The sequence below is a fragment of the Providencia sp. PROV109 genome, from assembly GCF_033681625.1.
Lineage (GTDB): Bacteria > Pseudomonadota > Gammaproteobacteria > Enterobacterales > Enterobacteriaceae > Providencia > Providencia hangzhouensis.
Map to the genome: position 1 here is coordinate 3244838 of NZ_CP096320.1, position 23268 is coordinate 3268105.

Sequence of the window (23268 nt, forward strand, 5' to 3'; positions counted from 1 at the left end):
CTCTGCACCATACTGACAAAATTATCATCCGGTGCCAGGTCAGAGGAATTTGCTCGCATAATCTCAATGGCGGTAAAATTATGCCCAGCTTCGGGCGATCAGCATAGCAGAATTTAAACGTAATGTTAATTCATTCACAAGAAAGCAACATTTAACTACTAACTTTACGCCTTAACACTTCATTACTGGTTATTTTTCAGCTTAAGATACTATTAATCATCGTAAAACGCCGAAAAAACCATACTTTTTATAATGCATTTTAAAATTTAAAGCACCCTAATTAGTGCCTTTTTTCATCAGCTATCACAAATTATATTTTTTATCGCAATTTTATTTATATTACTAATTGATAAGGTAAATCATTGCGATTGGTTTTAATTTTTTTAAATGTTTTAATGGATTTTACTGCCCTTTTAAACCAATTAAATTGCCAAACGGGTCTTCAAGTTGGCACATTCGGTTGTTACCATCTATTAACATTGGCCCGCGATACAGTTTTGCCCCTAGTTGAGTGAAATGCTCAAAAGCCAAATCAAAATCATCGACTTGCCAATACAATACAGTCCCTTTTTTACCCTCACTGACTTTTTCATCCGCTTGCACCACTTCTATCGTGAAGTCTCCGACATGCAGTAAGGTGAAATCAAATTCAGGCAAGTATTCTGCCTTTGCTTGTGGAAAAGCTTGCTGATACCAAGCCAAACCCGCTTGAACATCAGGTACATGAATTAAAATTGCAGAGGGTTTTAGTTGCATAGCGATTTCTTATTGATATCTATTATTTTGTTTTAGCTTACACGCATGATTGAAAGTTAGTAGATGTAGATAAGGTGTAAGCAATAGCCAAACCAGCGTTTGCTTACACCTTTAGTATCATCAAGTCAGATCATATTGCGTGTTTTTCTGATAAATAACGAAGAATGGCTGATATATTTTTTAAGTTATACTTTATAAGTAATTCATTTTCTTTAGCTTTACATAGCATCTCATAATCAGCTTCTAACTGCCCAATATCTAACTGAGTAGGCTCATTGTAAATATCATAAATAGATTCAGAAGGCACATTCCAATAAAAATCTGCATCTAAGTCTATATTATCCATTCCCTGTACTTTCATCTCTTTGAAAATGGCTACTATAGCCTCTTCCAGTAGACTCAGTTCTATTTTCATATTTTAACCTTTACCATTCTTAATTTCATTTATGTTCTTTTCAAATGTTTTAATTTCTTTTTCTAAATGCTTAATTCGCCCATCAATAATGCGTTGCCTAACCGTATTATTGGGCGCATTCTTAAGGTGTCCTTGGTTGTCAAAAGCATCTGGATTACGTCGATAAGCGGCTAATTTCTCTTTATGTAACCTTACTTGCCCCCTCAAAGACTGTATTGAACGCCTATCTGATGTACTTAAGTTATTATCAGGCTCCCATCCGTCAGGGCTTCCTGAGCCAGTCCCGCCTAGCGCTATTCTATCAGAATCTGATAACTCCGTTCCAACATTTGGATTTTTTGCTGCTTTATCTAAATCATTTGAGCAACTCATGCCAAAAGAGCAATCAAACGTTTCAGCTAAGCCATCGCGAATATTGCCTAATGTCTTTTCGACACCTTTTACTATGTTGCTGTTTGCCGTTTGTGTGACTTGCGTATTTAAACCAACGCCATGAGATAATGTAGGAACATTCGGAGAGGGAATAGCAAATATACTACTTTGGGCTATTTTCAGCTTATTTAATTCATTTAAATTAAACTGAATTTTATCCGTGATACTTTTATGTTGCCTCTTAATTTCGAGCAATTGATTTCTAGCATCACGGTCAGCTCGCTTATTAACCGCATCTATATATAGATCTATATTATCAAAAGGAAATCTCGGTATACCGGGTATATTATCGTCAAAATCCTCTGCGAGGAGCCTATCCCTATCTTCAATTGTGCGAAATTTAAAGATTGCTGAAATTTTTAAATTTGAGGAGTCTGAAGATTGAAAATGCCATTTGTATGTACAAGGATATTTTTGTGGATCAATGATAAATTTCCAGCCAGGCGATTTTTCAATCTCCGCAATATCCTTTCTTAAGGTAATTAAATTATTTTCAATTAATGTTTGTTTAGATTTTAAATCTTCCTTAATTTTAATCGAAGGATTTATAAAGATATCGACTTTATGATTATTAACATCATCATGGATATCAGCTAGTTTTATATTATCATAAAGATTTTCATGTAAAATACTTTTTAATTTTTCATACCTCCCAGTTAAATTAATATCTTCATGAGCATTATCATAATTATTAAAACAATCATTGAAATGCGCTCTAGGGTTACTTCCCCATACCGTTATTGTACCTAGATCTGTCACACCACCCATAAACTAACTTCCTTATTAGTTATAAAAAACAGAATAAAGAAATTAGAATTTAATATTTTTATAGTCAACTAACCGTTATCATTAATAAAGATTCGGCCATTTAAAATTAAAAGCGTATTACTTATAAAATAACTAATATCGATTTTAATCAATAATAGAACAGAAACATGTGACTAATTGTTTATATTCACAAAAACAAAAAAGCCAATGAGTTTCCACATTGGCTTCAATTCGCTTTAGTGATAAACAGCATACTAGAGATACTATTTATCTATGCGATTAAAGAAAATTATTTTTTCTCTTTCGCTTTTGCGTTTGGTAAATCAGTAATGCTACCTTCGTAAATCTCAGCAGCCATACCGAATATTGCCTAAGGTAGCCACTCCCCCTCACGAGCCAAACCGGACAGCTAATCATCCCGTTAGCTGACAGCGAGTAAGACCGTTAATTCAGATCCCTGTGTAGAGCAAGGATTTTTACTCATTCAGTAAAAATTCATTGTTTCTTTAATGTATCTCTGGCTTCAATCAATATTGAAATTAGATCATCTAAAGGCATTTTAGCTGTAAAACCGTGGGATAAATCTGAACCAAATAGTTCAATTTCTAAATTATCTACACCTTTATCTTGATTAATTTCTGCAACCCGCTCCCAATTTAATTGAACCTCTAACGTTAGATTCTCATATTCCATTGGACTTGAAAAAAATAGTTCTAATTTATTATCTTTCATTTTATTGCCTTCTTTGGGTCTAGCACAGTATTAAATGAGCCATCCGCATTATATCTAACGCCTTTTCCACTAGGCAAACGATATTCAAACGCACCACCACCTAAATCGTTTCGAACTACTTTAGGAGCTTTAAAGATTTCTCGGATAAAATTTTCGGCAGCTGCATTTTTTTGCGCTGGATTACCATTTAAGGGTTCAAAAACGCCACTGGGTCTAGCTGCATGTTTGTCCCATGCTCTCACAGCTGAGGATAAGCACGATTGTAGTGTACTAAAGAAGCAGTGGTCAAAACCAGAAAGTATACAATGGGTTCCCCCCAACCGAGGTAAACCAAACCCCAGCCCACAACTCATGTTAAGCGGCAAGTGATTGAGTGAGTTTGGGTTTAAGGTGAGTAACCACATACCCTCACTCACCAAGCCGGACAGTTGATCATCCGGTTGGCTGAGAGCGAGTAAAATGATTGAGGTAAGAGACTAAAATTTGTTGGCATAGTGGCTATTTAAAGAGCCACTATGCCATTATTTTTTATAGATCTTTGTACCTATCAGGAAGGTATTTTCTATGTTCCATTGATTTCATTAAATTTTTTAGATCTGTCAAGTAATGTGATAACTCTTGTTTATTTGAACATTCCGTTTTTTCATATATTTGCTCATCAGATAAATGAGTTAAAACGTAATTTAAGCAATCTGTATAAATTACAACTTCCGATTCAGATAAACGAATATCAAATAAAGTTACATCCGCTTCTGGTATGTAATTAATTTTTAGTATATCCATCCTACCACCTCACATAATCAGAAAATTTTTCTTTAAATTCATCTAGTTTTTCATTACTAGGTCTATTCCATCGCCCATCTCTAGTACGTTGAGTCGTATTTCTATCACTATTTTTAAATGACGAGACCACTTCTCCATCAGGCTCAATTAGATGTATTCTTCCGTCATTACCTTTTACAACCCAACGACCATCATCTTGTATTAAGATATCTGAAGGCCTCGATTTTTGAACATCATTAATGACTGAACTGACTGGACGCCCCTCTTTATTTCTGATTCCCGCATGTTCACCTTGTGTAATCTTGTTTAAATAGGCGAGGTTATCTAAAGATAGAGTATCAGGAATAGATGTTCCAGGCAGTTTTTCGATCGGTTCTGGAAGCTGGTTTCCACCCGTATCAATTTTTCCTTGTTCGGGTATTTGGTTTCCGCTTGTATCCGTCCGCCCTTGCTCAGGTATTTGGTCGCCACCAGTATGAGGTTTCCCAACATTTGGATTTTTTGCTGCTTTATCTAAATCATTTGAGCAGCTCATACCAAAAGAGCAATCAAACGTTTCCGCTAGGCCATCACGAATATTACCTAATGCCTTTTCGATACCTTTTGCAATACTGCTATCTGCTGTTTGTGTTACTTGTGAGTTTGAACCAACACCATGAGGTAATGTAGGAACATTCGGAGACGGAATAGCAAATATACTACTTTTAGTAAAGTTGAGTTTATTCAAATTCTCTGTATTAACATCAATGGCATTAATTAATCTGCTATGTAAATATTTAACAGAAGTAATACTTTCTCTTGCCGACTTATCAAGTATCTCTTCATCTCCATCTCCATCTCCATCTCCATATTTATAATTGTCATTCAAACTGTCTAGATAGGTATTCTCATTATACCCAATTAAAAAGCTATCTAGCTCAGCTGAGGTTTTATACTCTTTGCTGATTAATCTGCCAGATATCATTATCTCTTGTACAAAAGGGTATTTCTCTGGATTATTTAAAAATTCCCATTCATTAAATCCTTCAACTTTTTCCAAAAATAATTTTTGTTTCTCGATATGCTCTTTAATTATTTCCTTTTTAGTCTCAATATTTTCTTTTGATGATAAATTAACCTTTCCATTTTTATCTAATAAAGACTCAATATCTATAGGAGTAGCCATGTATTCACAATATGACATGTAATCCATAAAATCATTTAGAGCGTGATACCATTCAGGTGAAACGTCATGTCTATAACTTTCAAGACAACTATTATATCCTTCATAATATCCATCACCAAAATATAAAGCGGTATTATCCTCAACAGGTAATCGAGTTCCTATTACAGTCATTGAATCCACATGACTCATATTTGTCATAATCTAATTTCCTTATTAGCATTAAAATATTGCAATAAGGAAAATAAAATTTAATTTTTTTATAGTCAACTAAGTGGTATCATTCAAATAATACAAAAACTCAGAATTAAATAATAATATTAAAAATTATTTAATTACTTAGTTAATTACTTAGTTAATGACTAAAAATAAGAATTAGTAGATTAAATAAAATTCTCCCTTTATTTTTAGATAAATATAAAAAAGCCAACGTGTTTCCACATTGGCTTCAATTCGCTTTGGTGATAAACAGCATACTAGAGATACTGTTTATCTGTGCGATTAAAGAAAATTATTTTTTCTTTTTCGCTTTTGCGTTTGGTAAATCAGTAATGCTACCTTCGTAAATTTCAGCAGCCATACCGATTGATTCATACAGTGTTGGGTGAGCATGGATAGTTAATGCTAAATCTTCAGCATCACAACCCATTTCAATTGCTAGGCCGATTTCGCCCAGTAATTCACCACCGTTCACACCGACAACAGCCCCACCGATAACACGGTTAGATTGTTTGTCGAAAATCAGCTTAGTCATACCTTCGGCGCAATCAGATGCAATTGCACGGCCTGATGCTGCCCATGGGAAAGTCGCAACTTCGTAGCTGATATTTTGTTCTTTCGCTTCTTTCTCAGTTAAACCAACCCATGCAACTTCTGGCTCAGTATAAGCGATTGATGGGATCACTTTCGGGTCAAAGTAATGTTTCAGACCAGAGATAACTTCTGCGGCAACGTGCCCCTCGTGAACACCTTTGTGAGCCAACATTGGCTGGCCAACGATATCACCGATAGCGAAGATATGAGGAACGTTAGTGCGCATTTGCTTATCGACATGGATAAAGCCACGGTCATCAACTTCAACGCCAGCTTTGCCTGCATCCAAGTTTTTACCATTAGGAACACGGCCGATTGCCACTAATACAGCATCGTAACGTTGCGGCTCTGCGGAAGCTTTTTTGCCTTCCATAGAAACGTAGATACCGTCTTCTTTCGCTTCAACGGCTGTTACTTTAGTTTCTAACAGAAGATTGAATTTTTTACTGATTTGTTTAGTGAATACTTTAACCACATCTTTGTCAGCCGCTGGGATGACTTGGTCAAACATTTCAACCACATCGATTTGAGAACCCAGTGCATGATACACAGTTCCCATTTCTAAACCGATGATACCCCCACCCATAACCAGCAGACGCTCAGGAACTTCTTTCAGTTCTAATGCATCGGTTGAGTCCCAAATACGTGGGTCTTCATGTGGAATGAATGGTAATTGAATTGGACGGGAACCCGCAGCAATAATTGCGTTATCGAAATTGATAGTTGTGCTACCGTTTTCACCTTCAACAACCAGCGTGTTGGCACCTGTGAATTTACCGAAGCCGTTAACTACGTTAACTTTACGGCCTTTAGCCATACCAGCCAGACCACCCGTCAGCTGATTAATCACTTTTTCTTTCCATAAGCGAACTTTGGAAATGTCAGTTTTTGGCTCACCAAAAACGATGCCGTGTTCTGCTAAAGCTTTTGCTTCTTCGATCACTTTTGCAACATGGAGTAAAGCTTTAGAAGGAATACAACCAACGTTTAAACAAACACCACCAAGGGTTGAATAACGTTCTACTAAAACAGTTTCTAAACCTAAGTCAGCGCAACGGAAAGCCGCAGAATAGCCTGCAGGGCCTGCACCAAGCACAACGACTTGGGCTTTAATTTCAGTACTCATCATGACCTCTTTTTGTTTTGTCCAGCGGTACTGCTGAATAAACGATCTTCCACTGGAAAAGTACACACCGAGAGCAGTTTACAGAATTGTTAACACCCTGAAAAGGCTCATTTCGTGATGTAACTCCCAACCTTTCGTAGCAGCAGCAAAAAATTCTGCCTCAGCCTAAATAAAACAGACCGGCCTATTCGCCGGTCTTATTATTTACATCACTAAACGGCGAATATCGCTCATTAATTGCCCTACTAGGGTGATGAAGCGAGCTCCATCAGCACCATCGATTACACGATGGTCAAAGGACAGTGACATTGGCAGGATTAGGCGAGGAACAAATTCGCTACCATTCCAAACAGGTTTCATTGAAGAACGTGACAGTCCCATAATTGCAACTTCTGGTGCATTCACGATAGGTGCAAAACCGGTAGTTCCGATACCACCAAGGCTTGAAATCGTGAAGCAACCACCTTGCATATCAGACGCAGTCAGTTTACCTGCACGCGCTTTCTTAGAAACTTCCATCAGTTCGCGAGATAGCTCTAAAATGCCTTTTTTGTTAACGTCTTTGAAGACAGGAACAACTAAGCCATTTGGAGTATCTACGGCAATACCGATGTTAATATATTTTTTCAGGAACAGACGCTGTGCATCTTCAGAAATGGAGCTATTAAAGCGTGGCATTTCTTCCAGAGCACGAGCAACAGCTTTCATGACAAAAACTAATGGTGTGATTTTCACATCCAGTTTTTTCTTCTCAGCTTCTTTGTTTTGTTGCTTACGGAATTCTTCAACTTCAGTGGTATCCACTTCTTCCATCAGCGTAACGTGCGGGATCATTACCCAGTTACGGCTCAGGTTAGCACCAGAGATTTTTTGGATACGACCCAGTTCAACTTCTTCAACTTCACCGAATTTACTGTAATCCACTTTCGGCCATGGCAGCATACCTGGTAAACCACCACCCGCAGCTGCAGGAGCTTCCGCACGTTTTACGGCATCCTTCACGTAAGCTTGAACGTCTTCACGCAGGATACGGCCCTTACGACCTGTACCTTTAACTTTCGCTAAGTTAACACCAAATTCACGCGCTAAGCGGCGAATAACCGGTGTTGCATGGATATATGCGTCGTTTTCAACAAATTCAGTTTTGCTGTCAGTTGCTTTCGCTGGCGCTGCTTGTGCAGGAGCTGCCGCTGGAGCCGGAGCAGACGGTTGAGCTGCTGGAGCCGCTGCACCTGCCACTTCAAAAGTCATGATCAGCGAGCCAGTTTTCACTTTATCGCCAGTCGCAATCTTGATTTCTTTAACTGTTCCAGCAAATGGCGCAGGAACTTCCATTGACGCTTTGTCACCTTCAACGGTAATGATTGATTGCTCAGCAGAAACGGTATCACCCACTTTTACCATGACTTCAGTGACTTCAACTTCATCACCACCGATATCTGGAACGTTAACATCTTTAATTGCTGATGCTGCTGGAGCCGCTGGTGCAGCAGCTTGTGCAGCTGGTGCCGCCGCAGGTGCTGCGCCTGCAACTTCAAAGACCATAATCAATGAGCCGGTTTTAACTTTATCACCGGTTGCAATTTTGATTTCTTTAACCGTTCCAGCAAATGGTGCAGGAACTTCCATTGAAGCTTTGTCACCTTCAACAGTAATTAAAGATTGCTCAGCTTCTACTTTGTCACCGACTTTAACCATGATTTCAGTAACTTCAACTTCATCGCCACCGATATCTGGAACAGCAACATCTTTAGATGCAGCTGCGCTTGGCGCTGCCGCTGGAGCCGTAGGGGCTTCTGCAGGAGCAGGAGCTGCTGCACCCGCCTCCGCTTCGAATACCATGATTAATTTGCCTGTTGTCACTTTATCGCCAACAGCAATTTTAATTTCTTTTACCACCCCCGCTTGTGGAGATGGGACTTCCATAGAAGCCTTATCACCTTCAACGGTAATAAGCGATTGCTCAGCTTCTACTTTGTCGCCAACTTTAACCATCACTTCGGTGACTTCAACTTCATCAGCACCGATATCAGGCACTTGGATTTCAATAGACATTGATTTTTACCTCTTATGCCAAACGTGGGTTAACTTTATCTGGGTTGATGTTGTATTTTTTAATCGCTTCTTCAACGACTTTTACATCAATCTCACCACGTTTAGCTAATTCACCTAACGCTGCAACGATCACATAGGATGTATCCACTTCAAAGTGGTGACGCAGGTTTTCACGACTGTCTGAACGACCGAAACCATCTGTACCCAGAACACGGTAATCACTTGCAGGAACATAAGTACGAACTTGTTCTGCAAACAGTTTCATATAGTCAGTTGATGCAACTGCTGGTGCATCATTCATAACTTGAGCAATGTATGGAACGCGTGGTGCTTCAGATGGGTGCAGCATGTTCCAACGCTCACAATCTTGGCCATCACGTGCTAATTCAGTGAATGAAGTCACGCTATAGACATCAGAACCGATTCCATACTCAGCAGACAAGATGTCAGCGGCTTCACGCACGTGGCGCATCATTGAACCTGAACCTAACAGCTGAACTTTACCTTTGCTACCTTCAACAGAAGCCAGTTTATAGATACCTTTACGGATACCTTCTTCTACGCCTTCTGGCATTGCTGGCATGTGGTAGTTTTCGTTCAGCGTCGTGATGTAGTAGTAAACGTTTTCTTGTTTCTCACCATACATACGCTCTAAGCCGTCTTGCATGATCACCGCAACTTCGTAAGCGAAAGCTGGGTCATAAGAAATACAGTTAGGGATAGTCAGTGATTGAATATGGCTATGGCCATCTTCATGCTGTAGACCTTCACCATTCAGTGTTGTACGGCCTGAAGTACCACCGATTAAGAAACCGCGTGCTTGTTGGTCACCCGCTGCCCACATCAAGTCACCAATACGTTGGAAACCAAACATTGAGTAGTAGATATAGAATGGGATCATCGGCAAGTTGTTAGTGCTGTATGATGTCGCAGCCGCTAGCCAAGAAGAACCCGCTCCCAGCTCATTGATACCTTCTTGCAGAATTTGACCTTTCGAGTCTTCTTTATAGTAAGCAACTTGCTCACGGTCTTGCGGAGTATATTGCTGACCTTTAGGGCTATAGATACCGATTTGGCGGAATAAACCTTCCATACCAAATGTACGCGCTTCATCAGCGATGATTGGTACTAAACGCTCTTTGATCGATTTGTTTTTCAACATAACGTTCAACGCACGAACGAACGCGATAGTTGTTGAAATTTCTTTAGATTGCTCTTCCAATAATTGGCTGAAATCTGCCAGTGCAGGGATATCCAATTTTTCATCAAAGGTTGAACGACGAGCTGGCAAATAACCACCTAACGCTTGACGGCGCTCATGCAGATATTTGTACTCTTCGGAATCTTTTTCAAACGTAATGTATGGCAGTTTTTCAATTTGCTCATCAGCAACGGGTACATTGAATTGATCACGGAAATGACGAACGCCATCCATGTTCATTTTCTTCACTTGGTGAGCAATGTTTTTACCTTCTGCAGTTTCGCCCATACCATAACCTTTGATGGTTTGCGCTAAAATAACAGTTGGTTTGCCTTTAGTTTCTTGTGCTTTTTTGAATGCAGCATACACTTTCTTCGGATCGTGACCACCACGGTTCAGTGCCCAAATTTCATCATCAGTCATATCTTTAACTAATGCTGCAGTTTCTGGGTAACGATTAAAGAAGTGCTCACGAACGTATGCACCGTCACGTGATTTAAAGGTTTGGTAGTCGCCGTCTAAGGTTTCGTTCATTAGTTGAACAAGTTTACCGCTTGTATCTTTACGCAGTAATTCATCCCAACGGTCGCCCCACATAACTTTGATAACTTGCCAGCCAGCACCATTAAAGATACCTTCTAGTTCATTAACAATTTTACCATTACCTGTAACTGGTCCATCTAAACGTTGCAGGTTACAGTTGATAACAAATACTAAGTTATCTAATTTATCGCGAGTTGCGATAGTAATTGCACCTTTAGACTCTGGCTCATCCATCTCACCATCACCAAGGAATGCATATACGCGCTGAGCTGATGTATCTTTCAGTCCGCGGTTATCAAGGTATTTCAGGAATTTCGCTTGATAAATAGCATTAATTGGACCCAGACCCATTGATACCGTAGGGAACTGCCAGAAATCAGGCATTAATTTAGGGTGTGGATAAGAAGACAGACCATTTCCACCAATTTCTTGACGGAAGTTGTTCATTTGCTCTTCAGTTAAGCGGCCTTCCAAGAACGCACGTGCGTAAATACCTGGAGAGATGTGGCCTTGGAAGAAGACTAAATCCCCGCCGTCATTGTTATTATGCGCACGGAAGAAGTGGTTAAAGCACACTTCATATAAAGTTGCTGATGACTGGAAAGAAGCCATATGGCCACCCAGTTCTAAGTCTTTTTTGGAAGCGCGTAAAACAGTCATCACTGCGTTCCAACGAATTGCAGAGCGAATACGGCGCTCTAAATCCATGTTACCAGGGTATGCCGGCTCATCTTCAACAGCAATTGTGTTGATGTAATCAGAATGACCAGATGCACCAGCGGCAATATTAACACCGCCTTTACGCGCTTCGCTTAATACCTGTTCGATAATAAACTGAGCACGATCAACACCTTCTTCACGGATGACCGATTCAATCGCCTGTAGCCAGTCGCGAGTTTCAATCGGATCCACGTCATTTTTTAACATATCTGACATGGTGTATTCCTTATCTGTTATCTATTTTATATGTTTATGTGGAGCCTATCTTCCTGCTATTTTCCCAGTCGCTATAAAACAGCGGGAAGATAGGCCCTGATGTAGTTGCCGCTTTAACTCTCAATTAGAGTATTCACAATAATATAGACGCAGCAGTCAGGATCTATATTATCAATTCAAATCAGGATGTTGCTGTAACCGACGTAAAGAACGTTCTCTGCGAGTTTGCTCTCGGCTAATATCCAACAGTAAATCTTCAATAAAGGCTAAATGGCGATGAGAAGCTTCACGTGCTTTTTCTGGTTCTCTTGCCATTATAGCGGCAAAAATTTGTGCTCGATGTTCACTAACTGCTTTATACATTTCTTTACGGGTATATAAGAACTCAAAGTTCTGCCGAATATTTTGTTCTAACATCGGGATCATACAACGCAATAGATGTAGCAAAACGACGTTATGAGCAGCTTCAGTGACAATTAATTGATATTGTAATACTGCATCTGACTCTGCTTCTAATCCGCCATTTTCTTGCGCTGTCTTAATTAATTCATAGCTTTGTCGAATCCGTTCGAGATCTTCATCTGTACCACGGAGTGCCGCGTAATACGCAGCAATACCTTCAAGGGCATGACGAGTTTCAAGAAGATCGAATTGAGATTCTGGATTGCCTTCAAGTAGCTGAGCTAAAGGGTCACTAAAGCTTTGCCACATTTTCTTTTGCACGAATGTTCCACCACCTTGGCGGCGAGATAAAAGGCCTTTCGCCTCTAATGTTTGAATTGCTTCACGCACTGATGGTCGAGATACGTCAAACTGTTTTGCAAGTTCGCGCTCAGGAGGCAGCTTTTCGCCAGGGCGTAATGTCCCTTCGAAAATAAGATGTTCGAGACGCTGCTCTATTACATCTGATAACTTTGGTTGGCGAATTTTACCGTAAGTCATAATCTGCCATATTCATGAGTGAGTAATTATTGATTACGTATTACCCAGTGTTAATTGGTAATACCAATTTATTTATGGGTTAATAAAGTAACAAAGTATTCACTATCTGTCCATAAAGACCTTGCGCTAAATCATAAAATCCTGCAAATCTTAACAATTTTTTTTAAAATTTAGCATGAATTGATAACTTAACATGCAATTTGACATGACATATTTTAACATTAAAAACGATTTTTTATGCTAAAATGCAAAAACTGAACCGTTAAAGCAACCAATATAATGAATTTAAATTTAAAATAAGTGCATTTAAAATCAAATTAACTCATTAATTGCAGTCTTTACTCGTTTGGAATACAACAACGTTAATGAAATGTTAAATTTGCAAGTGATTTTAAATTTAACTCAAATTTTATTGATTAAATTACACTCAAGCCTATCTATTATTTTAGAATAAAATTGATGTCGAAAATAAAATAGCACTGTAATGTTTCAATTTATAGGTGGCACGGAAAATGCGATAAGGTTTCGAGATTCGATTAGCTAGGAGCTACAAAATATTTCGTTGTAACCCATTAAATAGTTAAATCAATGCCAAAATACAATTTGGTAACGAGTGAGTCAGATGTTAGTCACCTATTTAACGCATTAACGTAAATAGGTGACTAATGTATAGGTCTCATCAATAACACTAAGATTAATGAGCCCAGTTAAGGCACCCTGAGTGTATTAACCGGATCACTTACCTATTCTTATCAATAAAACGCATAGACAAATCCATGGCTTTAATATGTTTGGTTAGCGCCCCAACAGAAATAAAATCAACCCCTGTTTCTGCGAACTCTTTTATCGTTTCTAATGTGACATCGCCAGAAACTTCAAGTGCCGCTTTTCCTGCCGTTAACACTACCGCTTCTTTCATCATAACTGGAGTAAAATTATCCAACATAATGATATCAGCATTCGCTTTTAAAGCTCGTAATAGCTCATCTAAGCTTTCTACTTCAATTTCAATTGGGACATCCGGATGGGCGCTACGCGCTAATTCAACAGCTCGCTCGACTGAACCTGCGGATATAATATGGTTTTCTTTTATTAAGTAAGCATCAGATAAACCTAGACGATGATTAAACCCTCCCCCCATCAATACCGCATATTTTAAAGCGGTTCTTAAACCAGGGATAGTTTTACGGGTATCAAGTAACTTCGCTCTTGTACCTGTGATTTGTTTTACATATTCGGCAGTTATACTTGAAACAGAAGAAAGCGTTTGAATGAAATTCAAAGAGGTGCGTTCACCTGTTAATAAAATTTGTGATGGGCCATGCATCTCACAGAGAACTTGGTTAGGGGTAACGGTTTCACCATCTTGAACTTTCCAATCAATGTTGACTTGCCCACCAAGTTGAAGAAAAACTTCATCTAACCATTGTTTCCCACAGAAAACGCCATGTTCACGAGTAATAATTCGAGCACTCGCTTGTGTGCCTACATTTAACAGCTGACCAGTAATATCTTTTTTATAATCAACAGATTGACCTAAATCTTCTTTCAAAGCAACACTGACCATAAAAGGAATGTCAACCTGTAACCGCTCAAGAAGCATTTTACGTCTTTGTTGTTCATCATATCGCCGTATAGTCATTTTAACTCCAAAATATGCACTCGCTTTGTTTCATCTATGCTAATCTTTTCGTTCGCAGATAACGAGTGTTAACAAAAAAGAAAAGAGAATACTATGGATAACGATATGAAAATACACAATGGTTGGCTAAATAATGTGACTCATATCCCTTCTCCACATCATGATGAGCGCCCCTCTAATACCATACCTTCTCTTCTAGTTATTCATAATATCAGCCTTCCTCCAGGACAATTTGGTGGCCCTTATATAAACCAATTATTTACAGGGACTTTAAACCCTGATGAACACCCATTTTTTAATGAAATCAGACATCTTCGAGTTTCAGCTCATTGCCTAATACGCCGTGATGGTGCAATCATTCAATATGTCCCCTTTCATTTACGGGCTTGGCACGCTGGGCAGTCTTCCTACCAAGGCCAAGAAAAATGTAACGACTTTTCTATTGGTATTGAGCTAGAAGGCACTGATTTTGAACCATTTACAGAAGAACAATATCAATCCCTTACTTATTTAACTAATTTACTTATACTTGAATACCCACTAATTAAAAATAATATTACTGGTCATAGTAATATAGCTCCTGGTCGTAAAACGGATCCTGGCCCATTTTTTGATTGGGGATATTATAAGAATAAATTAAACAATTATTAACTTTATAATTATTAGCGGATAATATCTTTATTCAATTTACCCGCTAATAAAAAATATATAAACTTATCTTCTCTTAATTTATAACTGAACTCCAGCCTCTATTTTTCTTTATTATTTTTTTTGCGAAGCTGCTCGAAGAAAAATGAAACCCCACGTACATTTCAATAAAAAATCACAAATCGTTTCGCACTACCTTTTTTAAACTCTAATTTTAACTTAAAAATACAATTATGATGAAACCTCACTTAACAACGGAGGTTTTATTTATGAATCAACAAGGATTTTCACTCATTGAAATTATGGTAGTAATTGCAATTATATCAATTCTAAGTGCTATTGCTATCCCTGGCTATCAAAGCTATATGCAAAAAGCAGCAATTACTGATGTACTCCAGACTGTTATCCCATATAAAAACAGTGTTGAAATATGTAGCTTTAATCGAGGGAGTTTATCACAATGTAATGGAGGCAATGATGATATCCCTACCAATATAACTGGAAAATACATTAGTAAAATAGAAGTCAAATCTGGGGTTATTACATTTTCTACTGACAAATCATTATCAGGCTTAAAAGTCACATTAACACCAACCCTTCCTAGCATAGGCAACCCCTTTAATTGGACAGTTGTTTGCGAAAACAAAGATAATGCCAAATTGAAGTCATTATGTAATAAAACCTTTGTGTTTTAACTGGAAGTATTTATATGAACATGACTAAAAACGAGCAGTTTATTTATAAAGAACTTAAGAGTATATGTGATAGAAATTACATTATAATCATCGATTATAATCAAAAACGGTTATCTATAGCTGTTGTTAAAAAACCAGATGACAACTTGATCGCCACATTAAAATTTATTGCTAGTGTCCCTGTATGCTATGATATTTGGCCAAAAGAAAAAATAGACCATTATTTTAATAATACAATACATGAAATAAAGGAGGAAGAAAGTAGTTATCAATCTCCAGAACCCGAACTATTACGCACTTCATCTCCTGCGATTAGTTTTGTTGAGGAGCTATTAAAAACAGCGGTTCATAAACGCTCATCAGATATACACCTTGAGCCGACTAAGCAAGGGTTAAAAATTCGATTACGTGTCGATGGAAAGTTATATTTTATTCCTTCTCCACCTTACGAAATTAATAGTGAAATTATTGCTCGTATAAAAATATTGGCAAAAATGAATATCGCGGAGAAAAGACTTCCACAAGATGGCCAAATGAGTTGGTACTTTGATGGACAAAACTATAGCATCCGTCTTTCGAGTATTCCGACAATTCATGGGGAAAAATTGGTCTTACGTATTTTAAATACACAATTAAAATATTCTTTAGAGCACATAGGGATGTGCTCTTCCCTTCTAGAGTTATTAAAAGAGTATTTAAATCGTCCACAAGGATTAATTTTAGTCACAGGGCCGACAGGAAGCGGTAAAACAGTAACTCTTTATAGCTACTTAGAATATTTAAATCAATCCTCAAGAAATATAACAACCATTGAAGACCCAATTGAAATTCCATTACAAGGAATCAACCAAACTCAAGTCAATGAAAAATATAAACTTAATTTTTCTTCTATTTTAAGGGCGCTACTGCGGCAAGACCCTGATGTCATTATGATCGGTGAGATTCGTGATGAAGAAACAGCTAAGATCGCGACTCGAGCAGCGCAAACTGGCCATCTAGTTTTGTCGACATTGCATACCAATTGTACATTCAGTGCAATAGAGAGAATGAACCAATTAGGAGTAGAAAATAGTCAACTTAAATCATGTTTGAAAATGGTTATTGCACAAAGATTAGTAAGAAAACTTTGCCCTCACTGCAAAGAAAAAACACCTAAGAAAACTAAATTACACAATAACTGTGTAATTAATGAATGGTCCTCAAAGGGGTGTGAGCTATGTTTTTCTGGTTTTATGGGAAGAACCGCAGTTTATGAATATATAGATCAAAGCAATATTAGCGAAATACTGACAAAAAATACATTAGAAAATCAAAGTAATTTTGTTAACCTTTTTAATGCAGGAATAGAGCTCGTTGAAATGAGTGAGACAACTCTCCAAGAAATCTATTCTATCATCGGAAATGGAGTAAATTAACATGTTTATTTATTCATATATCGCCATTGATTTTAACAATCAACTAACATACAGCACATTAATAGCAAAAAGCAAAAAACATGCATTCATCAACATATCTGAAAGAAATTTAATTCCTGTACAAATAAAGTTAAAAACATTATTTTCATTGGACAAAAAGAATATTAATTATCGAATTCATTTCTTCCATCAGTTATCTTTATTATCATCATCAGGTATTAATCTCGTACAATACTTAAAAATATTACATACCAACTGCCAACTTCCTTTTTGGATTGATATTATTGAAAACTCGATAGTTCATATAGAAAAAGGAGAGAAGTTTTCACAGTATTTGAAGAAGCACCCAACAATATTTAATGATACTATAATAAGCATTATTACCATTGCCGAGAAAACAGGGCAATACGAACAAAGTTTTAGTACAATCAATTCAATATTGGAACATAATAATAAAGTGTCTTTACTCATCAGTAAATCGATACGATACCCAATAATTCTTTCTTCATTTTCAATAATGTTATTAATCATTATGATGGTCTATGTAGTTCCTCAATTTGAAAACATCTATCAAAATACCAGACACGAATTACCACTCGTTACAAAAATCATAACCTTTATTTCAAGCTTTCTAAGAGAGTACTTAGTTTACTTATTTTATTTTCTTTTACTTTCTCTCCCTCTGGTATTTAAATTCAAAGAAAAAACATTATCTTTATTAAAAAACACAATAATTCACCTACCGATATTCAGAAAATCATTACAACTCCATAACTTAAGCTTGTATTTTTTAACGATGCACTCAACAATTAACGTAGGGTTATCATTATCCGAATGTTTAAAATGCACAATTCAAACTATCAATAACCATCAATATAAAAAAGACTGTGAACACGTGCATATATCGGTACATAAAGGAGAGTTACTGTCCCATGCTATGAAGAAAACCAAGTTCTTTCCTGATTTATCTGTACAGCTAATGTCTATTGCAGAAGAATCTGGAAAAATACACTACTTTTCAAAGTATTTATTCAAATATTATTCAGAGCAATATATTTTTATTACTGAAAAAAACCTAAAAAATATTGAACCTATTTTACTCCTTTTAATTGCCATCTTAGTAGGTATGATCATGTTAGCAATGTATCTACCGATATTTAATTTAGGTAACGTTATAACTGAACTATAAATAATTTCATGTGGATATGAATATTACATTTTATCCTAACAACTTTATATAATATTTTTTTAAACTATTCACAGTATATTACTTTGGATGAAGACAAATGATTTATTTCAGTGTAATCTATTTTTTTTCAACGAGTAAATGAATAATCATATGCCTTATATAGTTGCTTTAACAGGTGGTATTGGAAGTGGTAAAACAACAGTTGCAAACGAGTTTGCTAAACTTGGAGTCCCCCTAGTTGATGCCGATGTGATTGCACGACAGGTTGTTGAGCCTAACAGCCCAGCCCTTGAAAGTATTAGATATCACTTCGGTGAAGATATTATTCTTCCCAACGGGTGCCTAGATAGGCAACGCTTACGAGACATTATTTTTTCTAAGCCCGATGAAAAAAAGTGGCTGAATGCTCTACTTCATCCATTGATTCAACAAGAAACGCAAAAACAATTTCAACAAATAGATTACCCTTATGTATTATGGGTAGTCCCTTTATTAATTGAAAATAATATTCATCATTTGGCTGATAGGGTATTAGTTGTTGATGTTACTGTCGAAGAACAAATTCAACGAACCCTAAAAAGAGATAAGACCAGTTTAGAGCAAGTAACTAATATACTTAATGCACAAGTTAGTCGTGAAAAACGACTTAGTCATGCCAACGATATAATAACAAACCATACTCATGGCACGGATCTCTCTGACAAGGTAGCAATTCTTCATAACCAGTACTTAACACTAGCAAGAATAAAAAAATAGGAATTAAAATGGGCGAATTAATTACAACAAATTTAATTACTTATGAATACCCAATGAATGAAAAAATTCGTTCGTGGTTGCGCCTTGAAACACTTTTATCTCAAATTTATGAGTTAAGTAATATTACCTCCTACTCTACTGGTATTGCTTTTTTTCGCTCAGTTTCAGAATTAATTGAAATCCTAGATAGAGGAGAGGTTCGTTCTGAGCTTATAAAAGAACTAGAAAAACAACGAACTCGGCTATCTAATTGGGCAGAAGCTCCTAACGCTGATAACCAATTAATATCTACATTACTAAAACAATTATCAGAAACAACATCCAATTTAATGTCCGCAGCACGCTTTGGCCACCATCTACGTACAGATAAAATTATTAGTATGGTACGCCAACGTTTGAGTATTCCTGGTGGCTGTTGTAGTTTCGACCTACCGACTTTACAACTTTGGTTAAATATTCCACAAACTGAACGAGACAAGGTCATTAGTGGCTGGTTGCAAAGCCTCGACCCACTCAATGATGCATTGCAAGCTGTTCTAACACTAATTCGGCAAAATGGAATCTTTGAACAAAAAGAGTCTCATAATGGTTTTTATCAAGACAACGTAGAAGGTAAAGAACTACTACGCATCAAGTTAACTGCAGAACACTTGGTATACCCACAAATCTCTGGCCACAAAACACGATTCGCACTACGTTTTCTACATATCGACAGTGAGACTGGTATACTCCCCGATATTATTAATTTTGAGTTATCCTGTTGCTAGCTAGAGAAATATTTTTATGAGTGAAATCATTGAAGTTAATTGCCCTACATGTAAAAAAATAGTTGTTTGGAATGAAAATAGCCCGTTCCGGCCATTTTGTAGTAAGCGTTGTCAACTTATTGACCTTGGTGAATGGGCTAGTGAAGAAAAACGAATTGCGAGTCAAGGGGATATTTCTGACAGCGATGACTGGAGTGAACAACCAGATAAATAGTGTATAAGTCGTGACATCGTAAATTAAGTGGAAAATATATTATTGTGTATTTTCCACTTAATATCATTATCAGCTATTATGTTGATCACTTCTCTGTGTTAATAAATCAACAATGATACGGTTTGCTGGGGGAAATTCTTCAGCTTTAAGCTCATGCTGAGAAACCCAACGCGAATCCTGCCCTTCTCTGCCATACGGTTCATTTTCCCATGAAGATACCATAAAAAAATAGAGTGTAATGAAACGGTCATCAAACTCATGGTCAACCCGATGAAATAACTCGTTCTTAGTCACTACAATTCCAACTTCTTCTTCAAGTTCGCGAATTAAAGCGGCTTCAGGAGATTCATTAACTTCAAGTTTCCCACCGGGAAATTCCCAAAAACCAGCCATATGCGTGCCTTCTGGTCGTTTAGTAATAAAAATTTTTTGCTCGGGGTTACGAATAATCCCAGCCGCGATATGCAAATGTTTTTTTTCCATAATTTTTTCGTCAAAAAGGCGGGTTACCCCGCCTTTTTTATATTAATGAGTTAATAGTAAATTAATTTAAACGGCCATGGCATTGCTTGTATTTTTTACCCGAACCACAAGGACAAGGGTCATTACGGCCAATTTTGTGACCTTGGGTTGCAATTTTAGCTTCGGTTTCAGTCATTAAAGATTCAGCGCCCGCTTCATGGCTTAATTGTTGCCTCTTCGCTAAACGCTCAGCTTCTTCACGACGCTGTTGTTCTAATGCTTCAACCTCTTCAGGTAAACGAACTTGTACCTTAGATAAAGTACTAATCACTTCATATTTCAATGCTTCAAGCATGTTAGCAAACATACTGAAAGATTCACGTTTGTATTCTTGCTTAGGATCTTTTTGCGCATAACCACGCAAATGAATACCTTGGCGTAAGTAATCCATTGACGCTAAGTGCTCTTTCCATAACGTGTCTAATGTTTGCAACATGACACCTTTTTCGAAATTACGCATCGCTTCCGCGCCAACAATTTCTTCTTTACGATCATAAACTTCAATCGCTTTTGCCATAATACGTTCACGTAATGTTTCTTCGTGTAACTCTGGCTCTTTATCTAACCACTCTTTGATTGGTAAATCGAGGTCAAAATCATTGACTAAACGCTGATGTAGTCCTTCGATATCCCACATTTCTTCAAGTGATTGAGGTGGAATATAGGCATCCATCGTTGTGGTTAATACATCTTCACGAATGCTATCAACCGTTTCTTTAATATCACCGCCATCCAGTAGTTCATTACGCTGAGTATAAATCGCACGACGTTGGTCACTAGCAACATCATCATACTCAAGTAATTGTTTACGGATATCAAAGTTACGGCTTTCAACTTTACGTTGCGCATTAGCAATAGCCTTGGTCACCCATGGGTGTTCAATCGCTTCACCCGGCTTCATACCTAACTTTTTCATCATGCCAGTAACGCGGTCTGAAGCAAAAATACGCATCAGCGCATCTTCCATTGATAAGTAAAAACGAGATGAACCCGCATCCCCTTGACGACCGGCACGACCACGTAACTGGTTATCGATACGACGTGACTCATGACGTTCTGTACCAATAATATGTAAACCACCTGCTGCTAAAACAGCGTCATGGCGAACTTTCCAGTTTGCTTTGATTTCATCAATTTGCTCTTGAGTTGGCTCTTCTAATGCAGCAACCTCAGTTTGCCAGCTACCACCTAGCATGATGTCAGTACCACGACCGGCCATATTAGTTGCGATCGTTACAGCTCCAGCTTGACCCGCATTCGCAATGATGTCAGCTTCCATTGCATGGAATTTTGCATTCAAAACATTATGAGCAATTTTAGCTTTTTTCAACGCATTCGAAATCAATTCGGATTTTTCGATTGAAATTGTACCAACAAGAACGGGTTGCCCATTGGCAGTTCTTTCACGAATATCTTCAATAATTGCTGCAAACTTATCAGCTTCGTTCATATAAACGAGGTCAGGTAAATCTTTACGCACCATTGGGCGGTTAGTTGGGATAACAATTGTATCGAGTTTATAAATTGAGCTAAACTCAAAAGCTTCGGTATCCGCAGTACCTGTCATACCTGCAAGCTTTTCATATAAACGGAAATAGTTCTGGAAAGTAATTGAAGCCAAGGTTTGGTTTTCGTTTTGAATTTCAACACCTTCTTTCGCTTCTACTGCTTGGTGTAAGCCGTCAGACCAACGACGCCCTTCCATTGTACGGCCAGTGTGTTCATCAACAATAACAATTTGACCGTCTTTTACAATATAATCAACGTCTAAGGTAAATAGCGCATGAGCACGTAAGCCCGCCATCACATGGTGCATTAACATGATGTTAGAAGGTGAATATAAAGACTCTCCTTCATCCATTAAACCTTCTTTTGCTAGAAGCTCTTCGATTAACACCAGTCCACGTTCAGTTATAGTCACTTGACGCGATTTTTCATCGACAGAAAAATGGCCTTCCCCTTGGAAAGTATCTGAATCTTCTTTCTCTTGACGTTGAAGATATGGAATAAGTTTATCAACTTTTTGGTACAGTTCAGAACTGTCTTCTGCAGGACCTGAAATAATCAGTGGTGTACGCGCTTCATCGATAAGAATGGAGTCAACCTCATCCACCAAAGCATAATGCAATTTACGCTGAACACGCTCTTCAGGGCTAAACGCCATGTTGTCACGTAGGTAGTCGAAACCAAATTCATTATTAGTACCGTAAGTAATATCTGCCGCATATGCTTCACGTTTTGCAGGCGGAGCCATACCTGGCAGGTTGATACCCACAGTTAAGCCTAAGAATTCAAATAATGGACGGTTATTTTCAGCATCACGTTTGGCTAAGTAATCATTCACCGTAACTACGTGAACCCCTTTACCACTTAATGCGTTGATATAAGCAGGTAATGTTGCTGTTAAAGTTTTACCTTCCCCTGTACGCATCTCTGCGATACAGCGTTCGTTTAGTACCATTCCACCGATAAGCTGTACATCAAAGTGGCGCATACCAAATACACGTTTACTTGCTTCACGAACAGTTGCAAATGCCTCAGGAATGATACTTTCTAAACTTTCACCTTTCGTTAAACGCTCACGAAATTCCACCGTTTTTGCTTTTAACTCATCATCAGATAACTTTTCGAAATCGGGTTCAAGACGGTTAATTTTTTCAACTTCTTTACGTAAACGGCGCAACGTACGGTCATTACGGCTACCAAAAACTTTGGTCAAAATCTTTGTTAACATATTTTAATCTCTAATAATCAAT

Annotated in this window: 21 protein-coding genes and 1 pseudogene; 7 read left to right on the top strand and 15 right to left on the bottom strand. The window is 37.6% G+C overall.

Annotated features, from left to right (window positions below; genetic code table 11):
* Positions 1-402 precede the first annotated feature (402 nt).
* The 13 genes and pseudogenes from M1F25_RS14940 to nadC all read right to left on the bottom strand — a co-directional run bounded on the left by M1F25_RS14940 (position 403) and on the right by nadC (position 14306).
* Positions 403-756 (bottom strand): VOC family protein, encoded by a 354-nt coding sequence (locus M1F25_RS14940; RefSeq protein WP_110592150.1) that lies wholly within the window; start codon positions 754-756, stop codon positions 403-405.
* 130 nt (positions 757-886) lie between these two features.
* On the bottom strand, positions 887-1171 hold the full coding sequence (locus M1F25_RS14945; RefSeq protein WP_094962985.1) for a hypothetical protein: 285 nt from the start codon (positions 1169-1171) through the stop codon (positions 887-889).
* A 3-nt stretch (positions 1172-1174) separates the two neighbouring features.
* A complete protein-coding gene (locus M1F25_RS14950) occupies positions 1175-2371 on the bottom strand; it encodes a hypothetical protein (protein ID WP_112307202.1) in 1197 nt (398 codons plus the stop codon).
* Positions 2372-2660: 289 nt separating this feature from the next.
* Positions 2661-2732: pseudogene (locus tag M1F25_RS22475) on the bottom strand (dihydrolipoamide dehydrogenase); the annotation flags it as partial.
* Positions 2733-2866: 134 nt separating this feature from the next.
* A complete protein-coding gene (locus M1F25_RS14955; protein ID WP_004265618.1) occupies positions 2867-3103 on the bottom strand; it encodes a hypothetical protein in 237 nt (78 codons plus the stop codon).
* Positions 3100-3507 carry a hypothetical protein gene (locus M1F25_RS14960; protein ID WP_181488252.1) on the bottom strand — a complete coding sequence of 136 codons (408 nt, stop codon included), beginning with the start codon at positions 3505-3507 and terminating at the stop codon, positions 3100-3102. The genes M1F25_RS14955 and M1F25_RS14960 overlap by 4 nt, the downstream gene beginning before the upstream one ends.
* 124 nt (positions 3508-3631) lie before the next feature.
* Positions 3632-3886, bottom strand: coding sequence for a hypothetical protein (locus M1F25_RS14965; protein WP_004265621.1), 255 nt, complete (start codon positions 3884-3886; stop codon positions 3632-3634).
* 1 nt (position 3887) lies between these two features.
* Positions 3888-5249, bottom strand: coding sequence for a hypothetical protein (locus M1F25_RS14970; protein ID WP_232368688.1), 1362 nt, complete (start codon positions 5247-5249; stop codon positions 3888-3890).
* Positions 5250-5559: 310 nt separating this feature from the next.
* A complete protein-coding gene (lpdA, locus tag M1F25_RS14975) occupies positions 5560-6987 on the bottom strand; it encodes a dihydrolipoyl dehydrogenase (protein WP_094961375.1) in 1428 nt (475 codons plus the stop codon).
* Positions 6988-7191: 204 nt separating this feature from the next.
* Entirely contained in the window at positions 7192-9042 is a 1851-nt protein-coding gene (gene aceF / locus M1F25_RS14980; RefSeq protein WP_181488254.1) for a pyruvate dehydrogenase complex dihydrolipoyllysine-residue acetyltransferase, read from the bottom strand.
* A gap of 13 nt (positions 9043-9055) precedes the next feature.
* A complete protein-coding gene (gene aceE / locus M1F25_RS14985; RefSeq protein WP_004261984.1) occupies positions 9056-11722 on the bottom strand; it encodes a pyruvate dehydrogenase (acetyl-transferring), homodimeric type in 2667 nt (888 codons plus the stop codon).
* A gap of 171 nt (positions 11723-11893) precedes the next feature.
* Complete coding sequence (gene pdhR / locus M1F25_RS14990) at positions 11894-12664, bottom strand: pyruvate dehydrogenase complex transcriptional repressor PdhR (protein WP_004261987.1); 771 nt, start codon at positions 12662-12664, stop codon at positions 11894-11896.
* Positions 12665-13403: 739 nt separating this feature from the next.
* Complete coding sequence (nadC, locus tag M1F25_RS14995) at positions 13404-14306, bottom strand: carboxylating nicotinate-nucleotide diphosphorylase (protein WP_094961373.1); 903 nt, start codon at positions 14304-14306, stop codon at positions 13404-13406.
* Between the two features lie 105 nt (positions 14307-14411).
* Here nadC and ampD point away from each other — a divergent pair, with 105 nt between their 5' ends.
* From ampD to yacG, 7 genes are all read left to right on the top strand, one after another.
* On the top strand, positions 14412-14957 hold the full coding sequence (gene ampD, locus M1F25_RS15000; protein ID WP_036958527.1) for a 1,6-anhydro-N-acetylmuramyl-L-alanine amidase AmpD: 546 nt from the start codon (positions 14412-14414) through the stop codon (positions 14955-14957).
* Positions 14958-15223: 266 nt separating this feature from the next.
* The gene (ppdD, locus tag M1F25_RS15005) at positions 15224-15649 is read left to right on the top strand and encodes a prepilin peptidase-dependent pilin (RefSeq protein ID WP_036958460.1); all 426 of its coding nucleotides are present in this window, start codon (positions 15224-15226) and stop codon (positions 15647-15649) included.
* Positions 15650-15663: 14 nt separating this feature from the next.
* Complete coding sequence (locus M1F25_RS15010) at positions 15664-17064, top strand: ATPase, T2SS/T4P/T4SS family (protein ID WP_004262001.1); 1401 nt, start codon at positions 15664-15666, stop codon at positions 17062-17064.
* Between the two features lies 1 nt (position 17065).
* Positions 17066-18253: a type II secretion system F family protein gene (locus M1F25_RS15015; RefSeq protein ID WP_181488256.1), complete on the top strand. Its 1188-nt coding sequence runs from the start codon at positions 17066-17068 to the stop codon at positions 18251-18253.
* 150 nt (positions 18254-18403) lie between these two features.
* Complete coding sequence (gene coaE / locus M1F25_RS15020; protein WP_136134548.1) at positions 18404-19009, top strand: dephospho-CoA kinase; 606 nt, start codon at positions 18404-18406, stop codon at positions 19007-19009.
* 8 nt (positions 19010-19017) lie between these two features.
* A complete protein-coding gene (gene zapD / locus M1F25_RS15025) occupies positions 19018-19776 on the top strand; it encodes a cell division protein ZapD (RefSeq protein ID WP_094961369.1) in 759 nt (252 codons plus the stop codon).
* A gap of 16 nt (positions 19777-19792) precedes the next feature.
* The gene (yacG, locus tag M1F25_RS15030; RefSeq protein WP_004262008.1) at positions 19793-19990 is read left to right on the top strand and encodes a DNA gyrase inhibitor YacG; all 198 of its coding nucleotides are present in this window, start codon (positions 19793-19795) and stop codon (positions 19988-19990) included.
* Between the two features lie 69 nt (positions 19991-20059).
* Here the strand turns inward: yacG and mutT are convergent, their stop codons facing one another.
* Complete coding sequence (gene mutT, locus M1F25_RS15035) at positions 20060-20473, bottom strand: 8-oxo-dGTP diphosphatase MutT (RefSeq protein WP_004262011.1); 414 nt, start codon at positions 20471-20473, stop codon at positions 20060-20062.
* A gap of 61 nt (positions 20474-20534) precedes the next feature.
* Entirely contained in the window at positions 20535-23246 is a 2712-nt protein-coding gene (gene secA / locus M1F25_RS15040) for a preprotein translocase subunit SecA (RefSeq protein WP_004262013.1), read from the bottom strand.
* Positions 23247-23268 lie beyond the last annotated feature (22 nt).